This window comes from Streptomyces sp. WAC06614 (assembly GCF_003949795.1).
Classification (GTDB): domain Bacteria; phylum Actinomycetota; class Actinomycetes; order Streptomycetales; family Streptomycetaceae; genus Streptomyces.
This window is the reverse complement of sequence record NZ_RPRY01000064.1, coordinates 1-21,100: the sequence shown is the minus strand read 5'-3', so window position 1 is coordinate 21,100 and position 21,100 is coordinate 1. Positions and strand designations below refer to the sequence as shown.

The following is a 21,100-nucleotide window of genomic DNA, read 5'->3' as shown; positions in this document are numbered from 1 at the left end:
GTCACCCGCTCGGTTTCAGGCCACAGTTCCGGAATTGATCGTGACACCGTCGCACGGCCGACCGGTACGGTTCGGGCATGGATCTTTCCGGAACGAATGCTGTCGATGTCAAGGCCGCCGCGCGGCAACTCATGGTCGACGTGGGCGCCGCAGGGCTGACCCTGGAGGGCGTCGCCGCGTCCGGCGGCCTCGCGCTCGCCGAGGTGGAGGCGGCCTTCCCGCATCGGGACGACCTCCTCACCGCGCTGATCATCGACGCCTACGCCGACTCGGCCACCGCCATGGAGGAGGCCGACCGGGCCGCCGTCGCGGCCGGCGCCCCGGCCGGTGCCCGGCTGCTCGCCGTGACGCGGGCGCTGCGGGCCTGGTCGTTCGCCCACACCGCCGAGTTCACGCTGATCTACGGCTCGCCCGTGCCGGGCTACCACGCCCCGCTGGACACCGTCGCGGCCGCCGCGCGCACCCCCGCCGCGCTCGGTGCCGTCGTCCGGTCCGCGCTGGAGGCCGGTGAACTGACCCCGCCCCGGCGGCAGCCGGCCGGGCCCTCGCTGCTGCTGCCGGCCGCCGTGGAGGCCTTCGGCGGTGCGCCGCAGGCGCCGTTCGCGGATCTGATCGAGCGGGGCATCGTGCTGTGGAGCAACCTGATCGGGCTGCTCGTCTTCCAGGTGTTCAGCCGCACCCACGACAGCGTCCGCGACCAGGCCGCCTACTTCGACTACGCCATCGCGGTGGCGGCCGAGGCCATCGGCCTGGACGTCCCGCTGGACCAGCACTCCCCCACCGACTGATCCCGTGAACACCATCAGAACGCTCTGCTTCGTCATCGCGGCGCTCTCGTCGTACGCCGCCCTGGTCAACCGCCTGCTCCAGGCCCGCCGGAGCTGGCGGGACACCACGTACCGCATCCTGCTGGTCACCCTGGTGCTGCAGTGCCTCACGTTCACGATGGGCGCCGTCGCCATGGCCGGGGACCGCTTCCTCGGCGTGCGCAACCTCGCCGTCCTGGTGATGCACGTGTCGGCGGTCGCCTTCTGCGTGAGCGCCCAGATCATCCTGCTGCGCTGGGCGGCAGCCGCCGAGGAGGCGGCGCGCCGGTCGCGCTACTGGCTGATCACCGGCAGCGCCCTCAGCGTGCTGCTGGTCGGGCTGTTCCTGATCGCGGACGGCCCCGGCCGGCCGGCGACGGACTTCAACACCGGCAGCGGCCAACCCCTGGTCCTCACCTACCTCCTGGTGTTCATCGTGTCCCAGGCGGTGCCGTGCGTGACCATTTTCCGCCAGTGCGGACCGTACGCCAGGATGACCGACAACGCCTCCTTGCGGCAGGCCCTGCGCATGCTGTCGGTGGCGGCGGTCGTCCTCTTCCTGTACTGCCTGTGCCGGACGGTCAACATCCTCACGGCCGCGTGGGGGATCGACATCGGGGCCTGGCAGCTCGCCTCGAACGTCTTCAGTGCGGCGGGCATCGTCACGCTCTCGCTGAGCCTGACCCTGTCGGCGTGGGAGCCGCGGGCGGCGCGGCTGCTGGACTGGGCGCGCAGCTACCGCTCGTACCGGGCGCTGTACCCGCTCTGGCGGGACCTGTACGAGTCCTCGCCGGACATCGTCCTGGAGCCGCCGGGTTCGGCGGCGGTCTCGGACCTCGACTACCGGCTGCACCGCCGGGTCATCGAGATACGCGACGGATGGCGTGACTTGCGTCCCTTCATCGACCGTTCCGCGCCGGGTCCGGTGGCCGTGCACCCGGGGGCGAGCACCGAGTCGCGACAGGCGTTCACCGAAGCGGCGCAGATCAGGCAGGCGCTGGGCGCGAAGCGCGCGGGTACGGTCCCGGACCACAGCAAGGACGCCGGCGACTTCGACGATCGGAACACGGACAACTTCACAGCGGAAGTCGCCTGGCTCACCCAGGTCGCAACCGCTTATCGTAAGCTCAGTAAAGCGGGTTGAGCTCCCACCCGGTCTGCCCCCCGTCAGGCCGGGCGGGTCCTCCCGTTTTCGCTCTTCGCTGCCCTGGAGCGCGCGTCTCCCCCGTACGCGCGCCGGGCACGGAGAGTGTTCCGGCCGGGCCGGCCCCCATCCCCCGAGGGCCGGCCCGGGCCGGGTCGCCTCCACTGGTCACCCAACTCGGCTACCCCCGTGAGCAAAGTTAGCTGTCAGCTATCGGCTGAGGTCCACGGTGGCGGACTCTCGGCCAATTGTCAACTGGCCGCTAATCTGCAAAACTGGCATATAGCTGAGGGCAATGCCGAGGAGGTGACGGAAGGAGATTCGCAGTGTCCGAGACTGACGACCGGCCCCTGCTGGCAGTGCGACTGGACAACCTCTTCAAGACGGTCCGTCCCAAGGGCAAGCACTGGACCAACGCCGAGGTGGCCGAGGCGCTCAAGCAGGCCAACCCCGACCTGAAGGTCGGCGGGGTGTACCTGTCTCAGCTGCGGACCGGCAAGCGCTCCAACCCGTCCCCGGACCTCCTGGCCGCCCTCGCGAAGTTCTTCGGCGTGTCCGTGGCCTACTTCTTCGACGACCAGGTCGCCGAGTCGGTGCTCAGCGAGCTCGCCGCCATAGAGGCACTCCGGCAGGCCGGGGTCCGCTCGGTGGCCATGCGCGCGGCCGGCATGAAGAAGGAGAACCTCCAGGCGATCACCGCCATCATGGACCAGTACCGGCAGCTCCAGGGCCTGCCACCGGTCACGGACCCCACCGAACCCTCCGATCCCGCGGACCCGTCGGACCCGCAGTGAAGTTCACCGGGAGGGGGCGCGCGGCGGACCAGGACCGCCGCAACCAGCTCAAGAAGTTGCGCAAGGACGGCGCCAGGCGGCTCGCCGAGCTCGACCTCCCGGAGCACGCCGACGTGGCCGAGCTGTGCCACTACATCGGTGAGATCCGGGGTCGCCCCATCACCCTCGTCCCCATGCAGATGCCCGCCTCCCAGCCGTGCGGCATGTGGGTCGCCGCCCGCGACGAGGACCTGATCTTCTACGACGCCAACACCACCAGCGCGCATCAGGAGCACATCATCTTGCACGAGCTGGGTCACATCATCTGCTGCCACCGCGGGGCCGGCTGGCTGGACGAGGCGAGCTCCCGGGTCCTCTTCCCCAACCTCGACCCCGACCTCGTACGGGACATGCTCCTGCGCGCCACGTACGACGACGTCCAGGAGCAGGAGGCCGAGGTCATCGCCTACCTGCTCTCCCAGCGGACCGGGCACGCCGAGGAGCGCGCCGGCCAGCCGCCCGCCGCCGCGGACGGCGACGAGGCGTCCGAGGGCGGGCCGTCCGCGCAGACGGCCCTGCTCAGCCGGATCGAACGCACCCTGTTCTGAGCCGGGCCGACGACCCCCATGAGCGCCTTACCCCTCGCCCCGCCCGTCCGGCCGCCCCTGCGCGGCGGCCACCTCCTCGGCCAGCACCGCCACCGCGCGGCGGACGTCGTCCTCGGTGTGCTCGCTGGTGACGAAGAACCGCAGCCGGGCGAGCCCCTCCTCCACCGCGGGGTGGAAGATCGGGTCGACCACGATCCCGCGCCGGAACAGCCGGTCCGCCACGTGCAGGGTCCGCGCCGAACTGCCCAGGAGGCAGGGCACGATGGGCGTGTCGGCGCTCGAGCCGGTCGCCAGGCCGGCCCCGGCGGCCAGGCCCAGGAACAGCTCGGCGTTGCGCCGCAGGGTCCGTACGCGTCCGGGTTCGGCGAGGATCAGCTCGGTCGCGGCCAGCGCCGCGGCGGCGTTCGCCGGGGTCAGGCCCACGCTGTAGACGAAGCCGGGCAGGGTGTGCCGCAGCCAGCGCACCGTGCGCGCCGAACCGCCGAGGTAGCCGCCGCAGCTGGCGAAGGCCTTGGACAGGGTGCCCATCCACAGGTCCACGTCCGTACGGTCGACGCCGAAGAACTCGCCGACGCCCCGGCCGTGGTCGCCCACGGTGCCGATGCTGTGCGCCTCGTCCACCATCAGCAGCGCGCCGTAACGTTTCTTCAGCTCGATGACGCCCGGCAGGTCCACCAGGTCGCCGTCCATGCTGTACGCGCCCTCGACCACGATCAGGACCCTGCGGAACCTCGACCGGTTGATCCGCAGCAGGTGGGCGAGCTGCCCGGTGTCGTTGTGCGCGAACGGGCGCCTCGCCGCGCCGGACAGGGCGCAGCCCTGCAGGATGCTGTCGTGCGCGAGGGCGTCGTGGAGGATCAGGTCGCCGGCGCCGACCAGGTGCCCGATCGCGGTGACGTTGGTGGCGTGGCCGCTGACCAGGGCCAGGCAGTCCCCGACCCCGAGGAACGCGGTGAGTGCCCGCTCCAGACGTACCGTCAGGTCCCGTTCGCCGGAGAGCATCCGGCTGGCCGAGACCGAGGTCCCGTAGCGCTCCACCGCCCGGTGCACGGCCTCGTTGACGGCCGGATGGCCGGACAGGCCGAGGTAGTTGTAGCTGCCGAAGGACAGGTACGGCCGGCCGCCGATGGTCGTCGAGGCGCGGATGGTGCCCTCGTGGACCCGGAAGTAGGGGAACTCCGCGCCACTGTCGAGGATCGCGCTCGCGCGGTCCTCGAACTGCCGCACCTCGGGGAAGTCGTCCAGCCGGGCGCTCGCGCCGTCCCAGGGAGCCGGGGCGCCCGCGTCGTCCCACGGGGCCGGTGCGGCCTCGCGCTGCCGGGGGACGACCGGCCGCGCCGGCTCCGGGACGTGCGGGACGACCGGCCGCGCCGGCTCCGGGACGTGCGGGGCGACCAGGTCGATCAGCCGGCCGATGGTCAGGTCGGGCGAGGACAGCTCCTCGGTGGTGAACCCGGGGACGCGGCTGCCGATGCCGGCCTCCAGTTCCGTCAGCATCAGGGAGTCGAAGCCGAGGTCGGCGGTGAGCACCATCCGCCGGTCCAGCTCGGCGAGCGGGAAGACACCGGTCCGCGAGACGGCCTCCAGGACGATGCCCGCCGCCGCCTCACCGCCCGGCAGGGTGCGTCCGGGTGCGGGCCCGTCGGCGGCGTCCGGCTGCCACCCGTCGGCGGCCACAGCGGCGGGCTGGGGCGTCGGGTGCTGCTCCGCCCCCGCCAGGTCCTGGGCCGAGGCGTCGACCACCCAGTGGCGGCGCGGCGCCAGGGGGCTCGGGGGCAGGGTGCACGGGGGTGTGCGCCGCTCCTGTACGGGCCGCAGCCCGGAGCCGGCGACCGCGCGCAGCGCGAGCGCGTCCAGCGCGGCCGTACGGGCCGCGGGCGGCAGCGAGCCCGGCGCCGGTACGACGACCTCCGCGGCCTCGGCTCCGGCCGGTACGGTCCCGGCCGCCTGGCCGGGCTCCAGCTCCCCGTCCCGGCCCGCCGCCAGCGCCCGCGCGGCGGTGGCCAGCCGGGCGACGGCGTCGTCGGCGTCCCGTGCCACCAGGGCCAGGCGTTCCGGCAGGGGGGTCCGGCGGGCCAGGGTGTCGGCCACCGCGGGCAGGGGCGGCCGGTCCTCGGCCAGGGTGCGGGCCAGGTCGTGGGCGTGCCGGACCAGTCCGTCGCGGTCCCGGGCGGTGAGCAGGAGCAGCTGGGGCTCGTCGGCGGGCACCAGGGGTGCTGGGGCGACGGGCACCGACGGCCCTTCCTCCACGACCATGTGCACGCCCGTACCGCCGAACCCGAAGGCGCTCACGCCCGCCCGGCGGGGCCGTCCCAGGTCCGGCCAGGGGGCCGGCCGGGTCGCGACGGCCAGCCGGGCGGCGTCGAGCGCGGAGGCGTCGGCCGGCTCGAACTCCGGCTGCGGGGGAACGACGCCCCTGTGCACGGCGAGCACGGTCTTGATCAGCCCGGCGATGCCGGCGGCGTTGAGCGAGTGCCCGAGGACCGCCTTGACCGCGCCGAGGTAGGCGGGCGGCGCCTCGGAGCCGCCGCGCAGGTCACCGAGCACGCCCAGTTCGACCGGGTCCCCGACCGTGGTGCCGGTGCCGTGCGCCTCCAGGAAGTCCACCGATCCCGGCGGCAGTCCGGCGTCCCGGTAGGCCCGGCGCAGGGCGCGGAGCTGGCCGGCCGCCTGGGGGTGCAGGCCACCGTGCACGGTGCCGTCGTTGGCCGTGCCCACGCCGCGGATCACGGCGTACACCCGGTCCCCGGCGGCGAGGGCGTCGGCGAGGGGGCGCAGCACCAGGACCCCGGCGCCCTCGCCCAGGACGAAGCCGTCGGCCTGCGCCCCGAAGGGCAGGCACCGGCCGCTGCGCGAGACGGCGCCGATCCGGCACAGGCCGATCAGCAGGTCCGGTGCGAGGATCATCTGGGCGCCGCCGGCCAGGGCGATCCGGGTGCGGCCCGCGCGCAGTGCGTACACGGCGTTGGCCACGGCCATGAGGCCGCCGGAGCAGGCGGCGTCGAGCGCGTAGCTCTCCCCGTGCAGGTCGAAGACCGAACTGATGGTGTTCGGGCCCATGTTGAGCAGCAGCCCGGCCACCGAGCTGCCGTGCAGCCCGTCGACGGCGCGGACGCTGTCGGCCAGGCCGGGGGCGGTGGCCCGGGCGCCGAACTCGCCGCCGGCGAGCTGGCGCATCCGGATGCGCATGGTGGTCAGCTCGCGGTAGCCGCTCTCGGTGAGCGAGGTGATCACCGAGGTCTCCTCGCGGTCGAAGCCCTCGGTCTCCCAGCCCGCGTCCTGGATCGCCTCGCGCGCCAGGTCGATGAGCAGCCGGTGCTGGGGGTCCATCGCCCGGGCGCGGCGCGGGGGGATGCCGTAGTGCGCCGCGTCGAAGTGGCCCACGTCCGGCAGCAGGGCCATGGTGTCGGTGTAGGTCGAGAGGGTGTCGCGGAAGTCGTCGCCGAGGAAGGCGGCGGCGCGCCAGCGGGAGTCCGGGACGGTCGAGAACTGCGGCCGGGGCGCGGTCAGGAGACGCCAGTAGGCGTTGACGTCCCGGGCCCCGGGGAACCGGCAGGCCATGCCGACGACCGCGATGTCCTCGCGCCGTGTCTCCCGGGGGTGCGGAATCGCTGTGGGGGTGTCGAAATCCATCTCGGGCACGGGGGTCACGTCATCCTGAGGTGGCGAGGTGGCCGCGCCACCAGTCGACGGTCGCCTTCACCTGCTCGTCCACGGGGGTGGCCCGTACGCCGAACTCGGCTTCGTACGCGCTCGAATCGACCAGAAACGGCCGGTCGAACTGGTAGCGGACCTCCTTGAGCTCGCGCAGCAGCGGGGAGAACAGGCCCGCGAGCGCCAGGGCGGGGGCCGGCAGGCCACGGACCGCGACCGGTGCCGTGCCGGCCTGCCGGGCGAGCCGGTCGACCATCTCGCGCACGGACAGCGCGGGTTCGGTGGGGACGTGCCAGGCGCGGCCCCAGGCCCGCTCCTCCCCCGCGACCTCGACCAGGGCCCTGGCGACGTCGGGGAGGTAGGTCCAGCTGTGCGGGGCGTCGGGGTCACCGAGGGTGGAGACCGCCTTGCCGCGCAGCAGCGGTGGAATGACGCGGGCGGCCAGGTGGCCGCCGTCGGTGACGCCGGGACCGAAGAAGTCCGAGGCCCGCACCTCGACGGCCTTGATGCGGCCCGCCTCGTGCAGGGCGAGCGCCTGCTCCCAGACGGCGGCGCGCAGCCGGCCCTTGGTGCCGGTGGCCGCGAGCGGCAGGTCCTCGGTGAGGGGGCCGGCCACGGGGCCGTAGCCGTAGAGGTTGCCGAGCAGGACCAGGACGGCCCCGGAGGCCTCGGCGGCCGTGCACAGCGACGCGGCGAGCGGGGGCCATTCGGTGGCCCAGCGGTGGTAGGGCGGTGCGGCGCAGCCGTGGATGGCCGCCGCGCCCTGCACGGCCTCGGTCAGCCGGGCGCTGTCCGAGGCGTCCAGCGCCAGGTGGGTGATGCCGGGTTCCGCGGTGCTGCGGCCCGACCTGGTCACGACCCGTACGGAATGCCCCTGTTCGACCAGAAGTCGAGCGGTGGCTGCCCCGGCGGGCCCGAATCCGATGACGACATGAAGACTCACGGTCGGAACCCTAACGTGAGCCCCTCACGCCCCTTCAGCAGACCGGCCACGCCGGGGTCCGGGAACGTAAGCGGTCATCTACGGCGCTTCCAGGACGAGTTCGCCGAGGAACCAGGACTCCAGCCGGGCCACGCGGGAGACGACCTCGGCGCGGTCACGGCCGGAGACCAGGGCGGTGAACAGGAAGTCGGAGGAGTGGCGGGCGGGCTCCAGGGTCTGGCCGGGTTCGACGAAGACGCGGAACTTCTCCACCCAGGGGAAGTCCGGTGCCCGCCGGGGTACGGCGACGACCCTGCCGGGGCGTTTCATGAGCACGAGCTGGCCGGTCATGGTGCGCGGCAGCGGGCGCCCTCCGGTGGCGGCGGCTGCGGCGATCCCGTTCAGCGGTGCGGGCAGCGGGAGCCCGAGCTGGGCGCGCAGCCAGACCTCGGTGGGGTCCACGCCGAAGAGGAGGCCGACGATGTCGCGGATGGCGGCGCCGCCGGTGCGGCAGGCGATCTCGCACAGGACGAGGTCGTCGTCGGGGGTGTGGAAGACCTCGGCGTGGAAGGCGAAGTCGGCCGGTCCGGGCAGGGCCCGCAGGGTGCGTTCGACGAAGTCGAGGAGCCGATGGGCCAGCGGGTCGTCCACGTCGAGGGTGAGGTCGACGCGGGGGCCGGTGTCGGTGGCGTACGAGGCCAGGGCGTACTGGTACTGCGAGGGCCAGGCCAGCACGGTGCGGCCGCCGAGGACGAGGCCGTCGACGTGGCACATCGGGCCCTCGACGTACGCCTCGGCGAAGAGGTTCGGCTGGTCGGGGCCGTAGAGGTCGAAGTCCTCGGCCAGGTAGGCGTCGAGCTCCGCCGGGGTGTGCAGGATGCGCAGGCCCATGGAGCCGGCGCTGTCGCGGGGTTTGAGGACGACGGGGAACCCGTGCTCGGCGGTGAAGGCGAGGAGGTCGGTGGCGGTGTGGACCTCGCGGTGCGGGGCGGTGCGCACGCCGGCCGCCGCGGCGTGGGCCTTGGTCACCAGTTTGTCCCGGAACGGCCGTACGGCGTCGGGGCGCTGGCCGGGCAGGTCGAGGATCTCGCGGAGGGCGGCGGCGCGGTCGAGGTCGCGTTCGTGGACGGAGACCAGGTGGCGGATGCCGTGCCGGCGGGCCAGGTCGAGGGCGCGGGCCTCCAGGGTGCCGCTGAGGTCGTAGCCCTCGACGGCTTCGGCGTGGGCGAAGCCCTCGTCGGCGCCGGGGAGTTCCTCGGCGACGCCCGCGAGGTTCTGGGCGCAGGTCAGCAGCACGAGGTCGCCGTCGTAGCCGTCGAACCAGCGGGCGTAGGGCAGGGCGTGGACCGAGCCGATCTGGTGCAGGACGAGAACGCTCATCGCCGCCCCCCTTCCAGGGCCGGGGCACCGGCGCGGGCCGGCTGCGCCTGGTGCAGGACGAGTACGGACGGGGGTGCGGTCTCGGGGGCGTACCGGACCAGGTCGGCCGTCCAGGTGCCGTCCGTGGCGCGTACGGTCTCCACGAGGACCGGGTGGCCGGGTACGGCGGGCAGGACGGCCAGGGCCGCGTCGGCGGCCGGGTCGCCGGGGCCCCGGCGGCGTTCGCCGGCGGGGCGGTGCGGTTCGACGGTGAGTCCGGCCGCCGAGCCCACGGCGCCGGCGCTGATCCCGCCGTCGGCGAAGGCGCGCAGCGCCGGCTCGTCGGCGAGTTCGGCCACCACCGGGGCGCCGGGCGCCCTGCGGTCGCGCACCAGGAGGGGGTAGCCCCAGGTGTGGGCGGCGAGGTGGAGGTCGATGATCCGGCGGGCGGCGGTCCGCGGGGTCACCGGTACTCCGGCGGCGGCCAGCAGGTCGCGGGCGCGCAGCGGGTCGGTGAGCACCAGGGCCTGGTCCCGGGTGAGCCCCGGGAGCCCCAGGTGGTCGCGGAGGGCCCCGGCCCGGACCTGGTCGGCCGGGTGGAGGGCGACCAGGGCGGTGCACGGGGTCCGGGCGGCCAGGGCCAGGACCGTGGTCTCGACGGCGGCGGTCCGGGGGTAGTGCGCCACCCGGTGGACCGTGCCGCCGCCCACGGCGGGGACGGGTGGGGGCGGCGGCCCGTCGGCCCCCGTGACGAGGAACATGCCGTCAGCGGCGTCGCCCAGCCAGTCGGCGTACGGGAGCGGACCGAGGCGGGGGTCGTGCAGGACGACGACGGTCATGCGCGGACCTCTCCTTCGCTCCGGGCGCCCGGGGTGACGCGGATCGTCAGCCGGGTCGCGGTGAGGTGTTCGCACAGCTCGACGGCCGTGTCCGTGTCGGGGGCGGTGACGGCGAGCAGGCCGAGGCGGTCCCAGTTGTCGCGCGTCGCGTGGACGACCGAGCCGGGCCGGGCGGAGAGGTCCAGGGCGAGCACCGACGGGTGGGCGCGCAGCCGCTCGGCGCCTTCGATCGCCTCGACCGTGCCGGGCGCGGCGAGGACGGCGCGGGCGCAGCCGGCCGCGAACGGCCGGGGGCGCTCGGTGAGCGGTTCGACCAGGCGGAACGGCCAGGCCAGGGAGTAGTGCACGAGGTCGATGCCGTACGCCGCCTCGACCAGCTCCTGGATCCGGCCGCCGCCGTTGCGGTTGTGGCCCTCGATGATCAGCGGGCCGCGCGGGGAGAGCCGCAGCTCGGTGTGGGCGGGGCCGTCCTGGACGCCGACGGCGTCGAGGAACGCGGCCACGGCCTCCTCGATGCGGCGTTCGTCGGCGGGGTCGAGCCGGGCGGGCAGGGCGTGGCCGAGTTCGGCGAAGTGGGTCTCGTCGACGAGCTTCTCGGTGACGGCGACGACGACGTGGCGCCCGGCGAAGCTGAAGCTCTCCACGCTGAACTCGGGGCCGGGGATGTACTCCTCCAGCAGGAAGTCGGCGACCTCGTAGAGGGTCGAGCCGCGGTCCATGCCCCGGGCGCGCAGGGCGCGGACGCGTTCCCACACGGCGGCGGCGTCCTGGGGTCCGTGGGCCTTGAAGATGCCGAAGCCGGCGGTGAGGTCCACGGGTTTGACCACGACGGGCCAGCCGTGTTCGGCGGCGAAGGCCTCGATGTCGTCCGGTCCCCGCAGGGGCGCGGCGCCGATCGCGAACCGCGGGGCGACGGCGGCGAGATGGCGGCGCATGGCCAGTTTGTCGCGGAGCAGCCGGGCGGCCTGGTGGCCGGTGCCGCCCAGCCCGAAGAGGTCGTTGATCCGGCCGGCGACCTCCAGTCCGGGTTCGGTGAGGGAGAGCGCCGCCGCGAAGCCCCAGGCCTGGTGGGCGGCCCGGACCAGCGGCTCCACCACGGTCCAGTCGGTGAAGTCGGCGACGAAGGTGACGTCGGCCAGCCGGGCCTGTTCCGGCTCGAACTTGTCCTTGTGCTGGATCAGGATCACGTTCAGGCCGAGGGACTTGGCGAGGCGGACCGGCTCGGTGAGGTGGCCGAGCAGCAGCAGGGTGCGTTCGGGGACCATGGGGTCCTCGGGCGCCCGGGTGACCGCGTGGACGGCGGGGCCGGCGTGCAGGGCTTCGGACGGGTCGGCCGTCGCGGTGGCGTCGGGGGCGCGGCGGACCCGGAGCAGGGCCTTGGCCTCGGCGGCGTTCTTCTCGGCCTGCGCGGGATCGCTGCCCTCGACGATGACGAAGCCGTGCCGGCTGGCGGAGTTGACGGTGCGCGGGAGGGTGTCCCCGGGCCCGAAGGGGAAGTGGAGGTCGTGGACGGGGGCCAGCGCACGGATGGCGTCGAGGCCCTCGACGGCGGTGACGGGTGCGGGGCCGGGGTCGAGCTGGAAGTAGGAGATGGTGGCGGCGCCACGGGCCGGGGCCGGGGCGAAGGGCCGTCCGGCGAGGGCCTCGAAGATCGCGGCCTCGATGTCGTAGCCGGTGGCGATCCGGATGAGGTGCGGGATCCGGTCGCCGCCCAGCCGGGCCTGGGACTCCACCACGCGCGGCCCGTCGGCGGTGAGGACGATCTCGGTGTGCGCGGGGCCGAACCGGTGGCCGGCGGCGTCCAGGAGGGCGCGGACCAGGCCGGCCATGGCGTCCGCGTCGGCAGGGGCGAGCGGTGCGGGGAAGAGCTGCCCGGTCTCGACGAACAGCGGCGCGGGGGTGACCCGTTTGGCGGTGATGCCGATGACCTCGTGGTGCCCGTCGGCGCTGAGCGTCTCGACGCTGAACTCGGGGCCGCGCAGGTATTCCTCGATCAGGACCGGGCCGGCGTGGCCGAGCCCTCCGGCGACCTCGGCGGTCCACTCCGCCGCGTCCTCGGGGCCGTTCACCAGGCGTACGCCCGTGCTGCCGGCGAGGTTGGTGGGCTTGACGACGGCCGGAAAGCCGAACTCGGCCACCAGGGACGGCACTTCGGTGGGGTCGGCCGCAAGTCGGGTGCGGACCGGGGAGAGGCCGTGCGCGGCGAGCAGGGCGCGCAGCGCGGCCTTGTCGTTGAGGCGGTGCACGGCCTCGGGCGGGTTGACGGCGAGGCCGAGGGCCCGGGCCTCCTCGGCGACGGCCACCATGGTGGACTCCTGCCCGAGGTGGAGCACGTGGGCGACGTCGTGGGCCGTGGCCATCTGGCGCACCAGGGCCCGCAGGGCGGGCTCGTCGGTGAAGTCGACCAGCCGGAGCCGGGCGCTGTGGCGGGCCACGTCGCGCAGGTAGGCGCGGGTCTGGCGGGCCGGGTCCCAGACGGCGTACACCTCGAAGCCGGCGGCGGTGGCCTTCTCGGCCAGTTGGCGGTACGGCTGGACCATCAGGATCCGGGTCGGGCCCCGGCCGTCGTGGGCGGTCATGCGGTCATCCCTTCGGGCTCCTTGGTCGACGCGGTCTCCGGGTCCGCCTGCTGCGCGCGGACTTCCTGGGCGCGGAACAGGGAGCGGTACAGCAGCATGGCTCCGGCCCCGAAGAGCACGTACACGCTCGCCAGGCCCCAGGGCGGGACGACGGCGCTGAGGCTGACGAAGACGGAGCCGACGAGCAGGCCGAGGCGGACCTGGAGCCCGTAGGCGGCCATGTACTTCGTACGGGCGGTGCTGGGGACGAAGTTGGCGAGGAGGGTCTGCTTGACGGGGGCGCTCATCAGCTCGCCGAAGGTCACCACGACGGTGGCCGCGAGCAGGGTCCAGGCGTCGCCGCTGACGGCCCACACCATGTAGCCGGCGGTGAAGACGACGATGCCGGTCATCAGGCGGCGGCGCTCGTCGAGCGCGCCGAGCACCTTGCCGACCCACAGGGCGCAGGCGACGACGAGCAGGGTGTTGCCGGCCCGCATCAGGCCGAGCATGTTGACCCCGGTGACGGTCAACTCCCAGGATCCGATGCCGATCAGGTGCTGCGGGGTGAAGTCCTCACCGAGCCGGACGGCGATGGAGGAGGAGATCTGCACCTCGATGGAGCGGATCAGCAGCGCGGCGACGGCCAGCCGCAGGAAGATCGGGTCGCGGGCCACGGAGACGTAGCCGACGAGTGCGGTGCGCACGCCGCGCGGGTTCTCGGCGGCTCCCGCGGGGGCGGTCTCGGTGATGCCGAACCAGGTGACCAGGAAGATCCCGGTCGTCATCACGGCGGCGGCGACGAGGAGGTGGAAGAAGTGGTCGTAGTAGAGGAAGCCGCCGACGAGCGAGCCGAGCATGAACGCCAGGTTCGTCGACCAGTAGGTGAGGGTGTAGACGGCGGTGCGCGATTCGGGGGTGGAGACGTCGACGATCATCGCCTCGTTGGCCGGCAGGGCGAGGCCGGCGCAGCAGGCGGCGGCCAGGTAGAGGGCGTAGAGGACGAGACCGTTGCCGCCGCCCGCCGGGGAGGCGGCGACGGCCAGTCCGACGTAGCCGAGCCCGGCGCCGATCTCGCCGGCGAGCAGGACGGGGCGGCGGCCGTAGGTGTCGGAGAGGTGACCGCCGACCAGGTTGCAGGCGATGGTGGCCAGGGCGACCACGAGGGTCATCAGGCCGGCGGTGGCGGCACCGTACAGGGTCGAGAAGTGGATCACCATCAGCGGGACGAGCATGATGTCGAAGAACCGCTGGACGAAGCCGACCCCGATGCGTAAGCGCAGGTTGGGGTGGAGGTCGGAGAGGGTCACCGGCCGGCCACCTCACCGGCTGCGGGCTCCGCGGGCTCGGCGGGCCACCAGCTGAGGTAGCGCTCACCGCTGTCGGGGAAGACGGTGACGACGGTGGCGCCGGACAGGTCGTGTCTTCGGGCGAGTTCGAGGCAGCCGTAGGCAGCGGCGCCCGAGGAGACCCCGACGAGCAGGCCGGTGGCGGCGAGGGCGCGGGTGGTGGCCGCGGCGGCCTCGTCGGGGACGACGACGACCTCGTCGATGAGGGACAGGTCGGTGACGGGGCTGGTGAAGCCGCCGTTGAGGCCGGGGATGCGGTGCTGGCCGGGTTCGCCGCCGGACAGCAGGGGCGAGCCGGCGGGCTCGACGGCGACGACCTTGAGGCCGGGGTTGTGCTCGCGGAGGTAGCGGGCGGTGCCGGTGAGGGTGCCGCCGGTGCCGACGCCGCAGACGAGGTAGTCGACGTGGCCGCCGGTGTCGCGCCGGATCTCGGGGCCGGTGGTGGTGTAGTGGGCGCGCACGTTGTCGGGGTTCTCGTGCTGGCGCGCGTACCAGGAGCCGGGGATCGCCGCGTGCAGTTCCTCGGCGCGTTCCACGCAGCCGAGGAAGCCGCGGGCCGGGTCGGTGAACTCGATGCGGGAGCCGAGCATGCGCAGGGTGAGGATGCGTTCGGCGGAGGCGTTCTCGGGCAGCACGATCAGGCAGGGGTGGCCGTGGGCGGCGGCCAGCGCGGCGAGGGCGATCCCGGTGTTGCCGGAGGTGGACTCGATGATGGTCGCGCCGGGGCGCAGCGCCCCGGACTCCACGGCGCCGCGCAGCATGGCGAGGGCGGCCCGGTCCTTGATGCTGGACAGCGGGTTGGCCGCCTCCAGCTTGGCCAGGACGTGTGCGTCGGCGGGCAGCCCCGCGAGGCGCAACCGCAGCAGCGGGGTGTTGCCGACGAGATCCTCCAACGAGGCGGCCACGGTGGCGAGGACGGGGTTGGTCACGGAATTCCTCCCTGGTGCGCGCGGGGTCCGTACGCGCCGCGGCCGTCGCACGGGGTGCGACGGCGCGGTGCGTTCACGGCTTGGACGCTAGCGAGGGAATTCGGCCATCCTCCATCGCCGGGAGGGTTCGGGTTTCGGCAGTGCGCACTTCTGCGGGGATGGCGCTCCGGGAGTCAGGTGATCAGCAGGGCCGGGCCCGTGATCATCAGGCCCAGGTCGTGGCCGGCGTAGGCGAAGAAGGCGAACATGACCAGGGCCGCGCCGCCGAGGGCGAAGTCCTTGAGGAACTGGATCTGTTCCAGCGCGCGGTTCTGCGGGTCGTCCTCGCGCCAGAAGGCGTGCATCACCAGCGCCACCACGAAGCAGTAGGCGGCCAGGATCAGGGCGCCCAGGTCGGCCCAGACGCCCAGGACCACGCTGAGCCCGCCGACCAGCATGACCAGGCCGCTGCCGAGGGTGGCCGCGGTCGCCAGTGAGGCCGGCAGACCGCGGGAGGTCGCGTATCCGGCCATGTACGAGGTCTTGGTCAGGTGGCCCACGGCCGAGGCGAGGAACAGCAGTACGAACAGCACGCGCCCGATGAGTACGAGGACGTCCATGTCGACCTCCGGTGATCTCAGGTCAATTGTCAGCCCTCGATCGCGGTCCGCAACTGGTCACGGGCCGTGACCCCCAGTTTGGGGAACGCCCGGTAGAGGTGGTGGCCGACGGTACGGGGGCTCAGGAAGAGCTGGGTGGCTATCTCGCGGTTGCTGTGGCCCGCCGCGGCCAGCCGGACCACCTCCCGCTCCTGGGGGGTGAGACGGCCCAGCACGGTGCCCGTGGCGCTGGTGGCGTCGATGACCTCGCCCGTGCCGCGCAGCTCCGCCCGGGCCCGTTCCGCCCAGGGCCGGGCGCCGAGCTGCTCGAACAGCTCCAGGGCGGCCCGCAGCCGGCGTCGGGCGTCGGAGCGGCGCCGGCGGCGGCGCAGCCATTCGCCGTGCAGGAGCTGGGTCCGGGCCCGTTCGAAGGCGCCGCCGGCCTGCTCACCGTACGTGAGCGCCGCGGTGAAGTGCTCCTCCGCGGTGTCGTCCCCGCCGGTCAGGGCCCGGCAGCGGGCCGCCAGGGCGAGGGCGGCGGGGCGGCCGGTCAGGGCCGCCCACTGCTCCACCCGGGCCAGGGCGGCGGGCCGTACCGTGCCGGTCCGGGCCGCGGCCTCGACCAGGTCGGGAAGGTAGGCCGCGGCCAGGCTGGGCGGGGCCGCCGGGTCGTGGTCGGCGCGGTCCAGGTGGTCCAGGGCCCGGGCCGGATCGCCCGCGCCCAGGTGGGCCAGCGCCAGGGCGCGGTGGGCGTGGGCGGCGGCGGTGCCCAGGTCGTGGGCGGTGGCATGGGCGAGGGCGGCCTCGGCGTACCGGGTGCCGTTCGGCCCGTCGCCCTCCAGGGCGGCGCAGGTGGCCAGGGTGGCGCGCAGGTAGCAGGCACGGTGGTCCAGGCCGGCGTACTGGGCGATGCGGAGCCCTTCGGCGGCGGTCCGGGCGGCCGGCTCCAGCTCGCCGAGGACGAGGTGGGTCTCGGCCAGCAGGTGCAGGGACGTGGCCTGCCAGCCGAGGAGGCCGTGGGCGCGGGTGTGGGCGACCAGGAGCGTGGCCAGGTCCCGGGCGTTCTCGTGGTCGGCGAGGAGGTGCACGGCGTGGGCGGCCTGGAAGCGCTCGCTGAACAGCGCGGTGTCGTCGCGGGCGGTGGCCGCCAGCCGGGAGCCGTCGAGCGGGTCGCCGCCGTACAGCGCGGCGAGGTCGGCCAGGGTGTCGTACGGATCCGGCCGGGCGGCGGCCACCCGGTCGCGGAGCCGGCCCAGCAGACCCGCATGGCCGGCGGAGTGCGCGGCGTGGAAGGCCTCGACGAGGATGGCCGTCCCGGTGGAACCGGTGCCGAGCAGGACCTCCACGGCGCGGACGGCGGAGCCGGAGTTGAGCTCCGACGCCGCCCGCACCCGGGCCAGTTCGACGGCGGCCTCCGCGGCGGCGGTCTGCCTGCCGGCGGCTTGCGCACCGGCGGCGGTGTCCGCGGCAACGCGCGTCTGCGGACCGGCGGCCGGCGGACCGGCGGTCTGCCGGCCCGCGGTGGCGCCGTCGGCGGCGAGATCCGTGTCGCCGCGGCGCAGCAGCGCGGTCACGCGCTGGAACTGGCCGGCGTCGGCGGCCGCCTGGGCGGCGGCGATCAGTCGGCGTCGGCGGTCGACGGGGTCGGGGCTGAGCTGTGCGGCCCGTTCCAGTGCGGCCGAGGCGCTGGCCGTGCCCTGCCGGCCGACGGCCCGTTCGGCGGCGCGGTCGAGGTCCCGGGCGACGGCCTCGTCCGGGCCGGTCGTGGCCGCCGCACGGTGCCAGGCCCGGCGGTCGGCGTGCTCCGGTCCGTCGAGGGCGTCCGCCAGCGCCCGGTGCGCGTCGATCCGGCGGGACAGCGGGGCACTGCGGTACGCGGCTGCCCGGACGAGCGGGTGACGGAAGGTCAGGCCGCTTCCCTCCAGCCGGATCAGGCCGACGGTCTCGGCGGGTTCCAGCGCGGCGGGCGTGACCCCGGCCGCGCGCAGGACGGTCGCCAGGTCGCCGGTGTCGTCGGCGGCGGCGACGACCAACGCGGCCCGGGCCGACTCGGGCAGCCGGTCGATCCGGGTGCCGAAGGCGGCCTGGACCCGGCTGGACGGGGTGGGATCGGCGGGCGCCGCGGGCAACGGGCCCAGCAGGCCGTCCCGTTGCTCCTCGCTGAGCGAGCGGGGCAGCTCGATGAGGGCCAGCGGGTTGCCGCGGGACTGGGCGGCCACCTGCTCCCTCACGTGTGGCGGCAGGTCCGCCCCGGCACCGCAGGTGCGCAGCAGCTCGGTCGCGGCCTCCCGGTCCAGCGCGTCGAGCCGCAGTTCCGGCAGGCCGAACGGGCGCGGCTCGCGCAGGGCGAACACCATCACCACGCCCTCGCTGTCCAGCCGCCGCGCGGCGAACATCAGCGCGTCCAGCGAGGCCTGGTCCACCCATTGGGCGTCGTCGACCAGGCACAGCACGGGGTCCTCACCGGCGTACTCGGACAGCAGGGTCAGCACGGCCAGCCCGGTCAGGAACCGGTCCTGGCCGCTGGGCGTGGCCAGTCCGAACGCCGCCCGCAGCGCGGCGGCCTGGGGTTCGGGCAGCACCCCGAGCCGGCCGAGGGCCGGCCGCAGCAGCTGGTGCAGCGCGGCGAAGGGCAGTTCGGTCTCCGACTCGATGCCGGTCGTCCGCAGGACCCGGGCCGGCCCGGCGCCGTCCGCCAGGTGGTCGAGCAGCGCCGTCTTACCGATTCCGGCCTCGCCGTGGATCACCAGAGCACTGCTGGCACCGTGTGCCGCCTGCTGGAGGAGGCTGCTGAGCTGGCCCTGTTCCGCGGCCCGACCGTAGAGCATCCGGCGAGTCTAACCAGGTCGACGTACATGATCGCGCTCGCGTTGGGTCATGGTGACCGATACGCGGACCGGGTGCGTACACCTACTGTCGTGTCCGTCGGGAACGCCGGAAGCACCGGAAGCCGCCCACGAGGGTGGCCAGTTCTCGACGTCACGACCGCAGACAGAACCCCACTCCTTCGGAGAACAGATGACTTCGTTCAGCATCGAGACGGCCCGACTGCAGCTGCGCCCGTACACCACCGAGGAGGCCGAGCACGTGGTGGCCGGCTCCCGCGAGGGGCGCAACTGGAGCGCGGGCTACCCCCGCGCCGACGACCAGGACGTCGCCCGCATCTTCCTCGGCCTGCCGGCCGGCGGCGACCCGCTCTTCGCGCCGCTGCAGATCACCCTGCTGAGCAGCGGTGAAGTGATCGGCGGGATCGGCTTCTTCGGCCCGCCGGACGAGACCGGGACCGTCGGTCTCGGCTACGGCGTGGCCCCCGAGGTCGAGGGCCGCGGCTACGCCACCGAGGCCCTGCGCGCCCTGCTCGACCGGGCCTTCAGCACGGGCGGGGTGCGGCGGGCCCTCGCCGACACCGACCACGGCAACCTCGGCTCCCAGCGGGTCCTGGAGAAGGCGGGCCTGCGCCGGATCTCCTCCGACGACACCCTGCACCACTACGCCCTGTCCGCCCCGACCACCGACGCAGGACGAGAGGACACCCCCGTGCGCACCCTGACCTACTACGTCGCCACGACCCTCGACGGCTTCATCGCCGGCCCCGACGGAGGGGACCCGACCGGCACGGTCTTCGACGTCACCCCCGACTACGTCGCCCACGTGACGGCCCACTACCCGGAGACCCTCCCCGGCCCCGCCCGGCAGGCCATGGGCGTCACGGCGGAGGGCACCCGCTTCGACACCGTCCTGGAGGGCCGCCGCTCCTACCAGGTCGGCCTGGACGCCGGGGTGACCGACGCCTACCCGCACCTGCGCCACTACGTGTTCTCGCGCACGCTGACCACCGCCCCGGACCCGGCCGTACAGGTGGTGGCCGGCGATCCGGTCGCCACGGTCCGGGAGCTGAAGGCGCAGCAGGGCAAGGGCATATGGCTGGTCGGCGGGGCGGAGCTCGCCGGCGCGCTCTACGCCGAGATCGACGAACTCGTGCTGAAGGTCAACCCGGTCACCGTGGGCAGCGGCATCCCGCTGTTCGCCGGCAAGCGCGGCGCGGACCTGCGGTCCTTCGCCCTGACCGACCACACGGTCCTGCCGAGCGGGGTCGCGTTCCTGACGTACGCGCGCCGCTGACCGTGCGGGGCCGGGACGCCGGACCGCGCCGGTACGCGCCGCGGACACCGCCGAACGGGTCGTTCCGTCCGGCGGTGGTCATCCGCCCGGGCGCACAGCGGATGCCGTACCCGGTCCGGGGCGGCAGGCTGCGGTGACAGGGATGCCAACCGTCACCGCACAGACGAGGACCGAGCCCATGTCGCACCACCGGCGCGTCGGCGCCATCACCGGGGCGGCGGCCCTGCTGCTGCTCACCGCCACCGCCTGCTCGGCCGGCAAGACCACCGTGGGCGAGCTCTCCTTCCGCGGCGCCGACTCCCCGGTCGTGGTGACGCACTCCAACACGTCCGTGAGCGGGTGCCACCGGATCGGGCTGCCGCGCGGCGCCGCGCACGTGCAGAACAACACGCTGGTCGACGTGATCGTCTACCGGTCCCCGTACTGCCAGAAGACCGAGAAGCTGGACGGGACCTACGTCCCCACCAACTCCTCCAACGTCACCGCGCCCGACACCCTGCCCTGGCGCAGCTACAGCGTGGTCCACTGACGGACCGCTGCCGGTCCGGCGGCGGTCCGGTGACCGCGCCGCCCGGCCCGGGTCCGGCCGGCCGCGTAGCGGCCCGGCGTGGTGCCCACGACGCGCTTGAAGTGCCGGGTCAGATGGGACTGGTCGTAGAAGCCGGTCCGGTGGGCGACCTCCCCCGCCGGCACCCCGTCGAGCAGCAGCCGGCGGGCCCGGTCCACGCGGCGGGACATCAGGTACTGGTGCGGGGCGATCCCGAAGGCGGCGCTGAACGAGCGGACCAGATGGGCGGGATGGGCGTGCACGGTGCGCGCCGCCTCCTCCAGGCTGATGCCGGGGCGGATCCGGGAGTCGAGGAGGTCGCGCAGGCTGTGCGCCACACCGCGCGCGGCGGCCGGCGGGAGTGCGGGCGGGGTGCGTCCGGGCACCAGCCGCTCGCCGAGGCGCTCGGTGATCAGGGTGAGGCGGCCGGCGGCCTCCAGTTCGTCACCGGGCCGAGCCAGGGCCCGGTGCAGCCGGTCCACCCGGTCCCGCAGCAGCGGGTCGGCCAGATCGGGGGTGGCGACGGCGGCGCCGACGAGGTGGGGGGCGAACAGGTCGCGGTCGAGGTAGACGACCCGCTTGCGGAAGCCGTGCGGGGTGACGGGCTGGCCGTTGTGGGGCACGTCGGGCGGCAGCAGGGTGACGGCGTCCCGCGGGGTGCCGTGCTCGTGCCGGTCGAGGTCGTAGCGGACGGCGCCGTCGTCGATGATCAGCAGCGTCCAGACGTCGTGGACGTGCATCGGGTAGCTGTGCGCGGTGAAGCGGGCGTGGAAGACTTCGACGACGCCTTCGACCCGGGGCTGCCAGGCGTCGATCTCCACTCCGGACGGCATGCAAGGAACGTACAAGACGGGTCCGGACCCGGCCAGGCAGTCTCGGATCATGGACATCGACACCGCCACCTCCGCCTCC

General features: G+C 74.2%; 16 protein-coding genes and 1 pseudogene. 7 read left to right on the top strand and 10 right to left on the bottom strand.

Annotated elements, in window-relative coordinates; genetic code table 11:
• Positions 1 to 77: 77 nt before the first annotated feature.
• The 4 genes from EF918_RS11775 to EF918_RS11760 all read left to right on the top strand — a co-directional run bounded on the left by EF918_RS11775 (position 78) and on the right by EF918_RS11760 (position 3,331).
• Positions 78 to 788 (top strand): TetR-like C-terminal domain-containing protein, encoded by a 711-nt coding sequence (locus tag EF918_RS11775; RefSeq protein ID WP_125644551.1) that lies wholly within the window; start codon positions 78 to 80, stop codon positions 786 to 788.
• 4 nt (positions 789 to 792) lie between these two features.
• Positions 793 to 1,950 carry an MAB_1171c family putative transporter gene (locus EF918_RS11770; protein ID WP_125644549.1) on the top strand — a complete coding sequence of 386 codons (1,158 nt, stop codon included), beginning with the start codon at positions 793 to 795 and terminating at the stop codon, positions 1,948 to 1,950.
• A 326-nt stretch (positions 1,951 to 2,276) separates the two neighbouring features.
• Complete coding sequence (locus tag EF918_RS11765) at positions 2,277 to 2,744, top strand: helix-turn-helix domain-containing protein (RefSeq protein WP_125644547.1); 468 nt, start codon at positions 2,277 to 2,279, stop codon at positions 2,742 to 2,744.
• Complete coding sequence (locus tag EF918_RS11760; RefSeq protein WP_125644545.1) at positions 2,741 to 3,331, top strand: toxin; 591 nt, start codon at positions 2,741 to 2,743, stop codon at positions 3,329 to 3,331. The genes EF918_RS11765 and EF918_RS11760 overlap by 4 nt, the downstream gene beginning before the upstream one ends.
• Before the next feature lie 27 nt (positions 3,332 to 3,358).
• Here EF918_RS11760 and EF918_RS11755 read toward each other — a convergent pair whose 3' ends face one another.
• From EF918_RS11755 to EF918_RS11715, 9 genes are all read right to left on the bottom strand, one after another.
• Complete coding sequence (locus EF918_RS11755) at positions 3,359 to 6,964, bottom strand: aminotransferase class I/II-fold pyridoxal phosphate-dependent enzyme (RefSeq protein ID WP_125644566.1); 3,606 nt, start codon at positions 6,962 to 6,964, stop codon at positions 3,359 to 3,361.
• 19 nt (positions 6,965 to 6,983) lie between these two features.
• Positions 6,984 to 7,928, bottom strand: coding sequence for an NAD-dependent epimerase/dehydratase family protein (locus tag EF918_RS11750; RefSeq protein WP_125644543.1), 945 nt, complete (start codon positions 7,926 to 7,928; stop codon positions 6,984 to 6,986).
• Positions 7,929 to 8,006: 78 nt separating this feature from the next.
• Positions 8,007 to 9,287, bottom strand: a complete 1,281-nt coding sequence (locus EF918_RS11745) for a hypothetical protein (protein ID WP_125644564.1) — start codon at positions 9,285 to 9,287, stop codon at positions 8,007 to 8,009.
• Complete coding sequence (locus EF918_RS36915) at positions 9,284 to 10,105, bottom strand: hypothetical protein (protein ID WP_185921708.1); 822 nt, start codon at positions 10,103 to 10,105, stop codon at positions 9,284 to 9,286. The genes EF918_RS11745 and EF918_RS36915 overlap by 4 nt, the downstream gene beginning before the upstream one ends.
• Positions 10,102 to 12,684, bottom strand: a complete 2,583-nt coding sequence (locus EF918_RS38095; protein ID WP_260610091.1) for an ATP-grasp domain-containing protein — start codon at positions 12,682 to 12,684, stop codon at positions 10,102 to 10,104. Before EF918_RS38095 ends, EF918_RS36915 begins: the two co-directional genes overlap by 4 nt.
• Positions 12,681 to 13,973, bottom strand: coding sequence for an MFS transporter (locus EF918_RS11730; RefSeq protein ID WP_125644541.1), 1,293 nt, complete (start codon positions 13,971 to 13,973; stop codon positions 12,681 to 12,683). The genes EF918_RS38095 and EF918_RS11730 overlap by 4 nt, the downstream gene beginning before the upstream one ends.
• Positions 13,970 to 14,941 carry a PLP-dependent cysteine synthase family protein gene (locus EF918_RS11725; protein ID WP_125644539.1) on the bottom strand — a complete coding sequence of 324 codons (972 nt, stop codon included), beginning with the start codon at positions 14,939 to 14,941 and terminating at the stop codon, positions 13,970 to 13,972. Before EF918_RS11725 ends, EF918_RS11730 begins: the two co-directional genes overlap by 4 nt.
• Positions 14,942 to 15,114: 173 nt before the next feature.
• On the bottom strand, positions 15,115 to 15,540 hold the full coding sequence (locus tag EF918_RS11720; RefSeq protein WP_125644537.1) for a DoxX family protein: 426 nt from the start codon (positions 15,538 to 15,540) through the stop codon (positions 15,115 to 15,117).
• Between the two features lie 29 nt (positions 15,541 to 15,569).
• A complete protein-coding gene (locus EF918_RS11715) occupies positions 15,570 to 18,347 on the bottom strand; it encodes an AAA family ATPase (RefSeq protein ID WP_125644535.1) in 2,778 nt (925 codons plus the stop codon).
• A gap of 49 nt (positions 18,348 to 18,396) precedes the next feature.
• Here EF918_RS11715 and EF918_RS38090 point away from each other — a divergent pair.
• From EF918_RS38090 to EF918_RS11705, 3 genes and pseudogenes are all read left to right on the top strand, one after another.
• Positions 18,397 to 18,966: pseudogene (locus EF918_RS38090) on the top strand (GNAT family N-acetyltransferase); the annotation flags it as partial.
• Positions 18,967 to 19,056: 90 nt separating this feature from the next.
• Positions 19,057 to 19,641: a dihydrofolate reductase family protein gene (locus tag EF918_RS38085; RefSeq protein ID WP_260610092.1), complete on the top strand. Its 585-nt coding sequence runs from the start codon at positions 19,057 to 19,059 to the stop codon at positions 19,639 to 19,641.
• A 178-nt stretch (positions 19,642 to 19,819) separates the two neighbouring features.
• Positions 19,820 to 20,170, top strand: a complete 351-nt coding sequence (locus EF918_RS11705; RefSeq protein ID WP_125644531.1) for a hypothetical protein — start codon at positions 19,820 to 19,822, stop codon at positions 20,168 to 20,170.
• Here EF918_RS11705 and EF918_RS11700 read toward each other — a convergent pair.
• A complete protein-coding gene (locus EF918_RS11700) occupies positions 20,152 to 21,021 on the bottom strand; it encodes an AraC family transcriptional regulator (RefSeq protein WP_125644529.1) in 870 nt (289 codons plus the stop codon). The two genes, EF918_RS11705 and EF918_RS11700, sit on opposite strands and share 19 nt — an antisense overlap.
• Between the last annotated feature and the right edge of the window lie 79 nt (positions 21,022 to 21,100).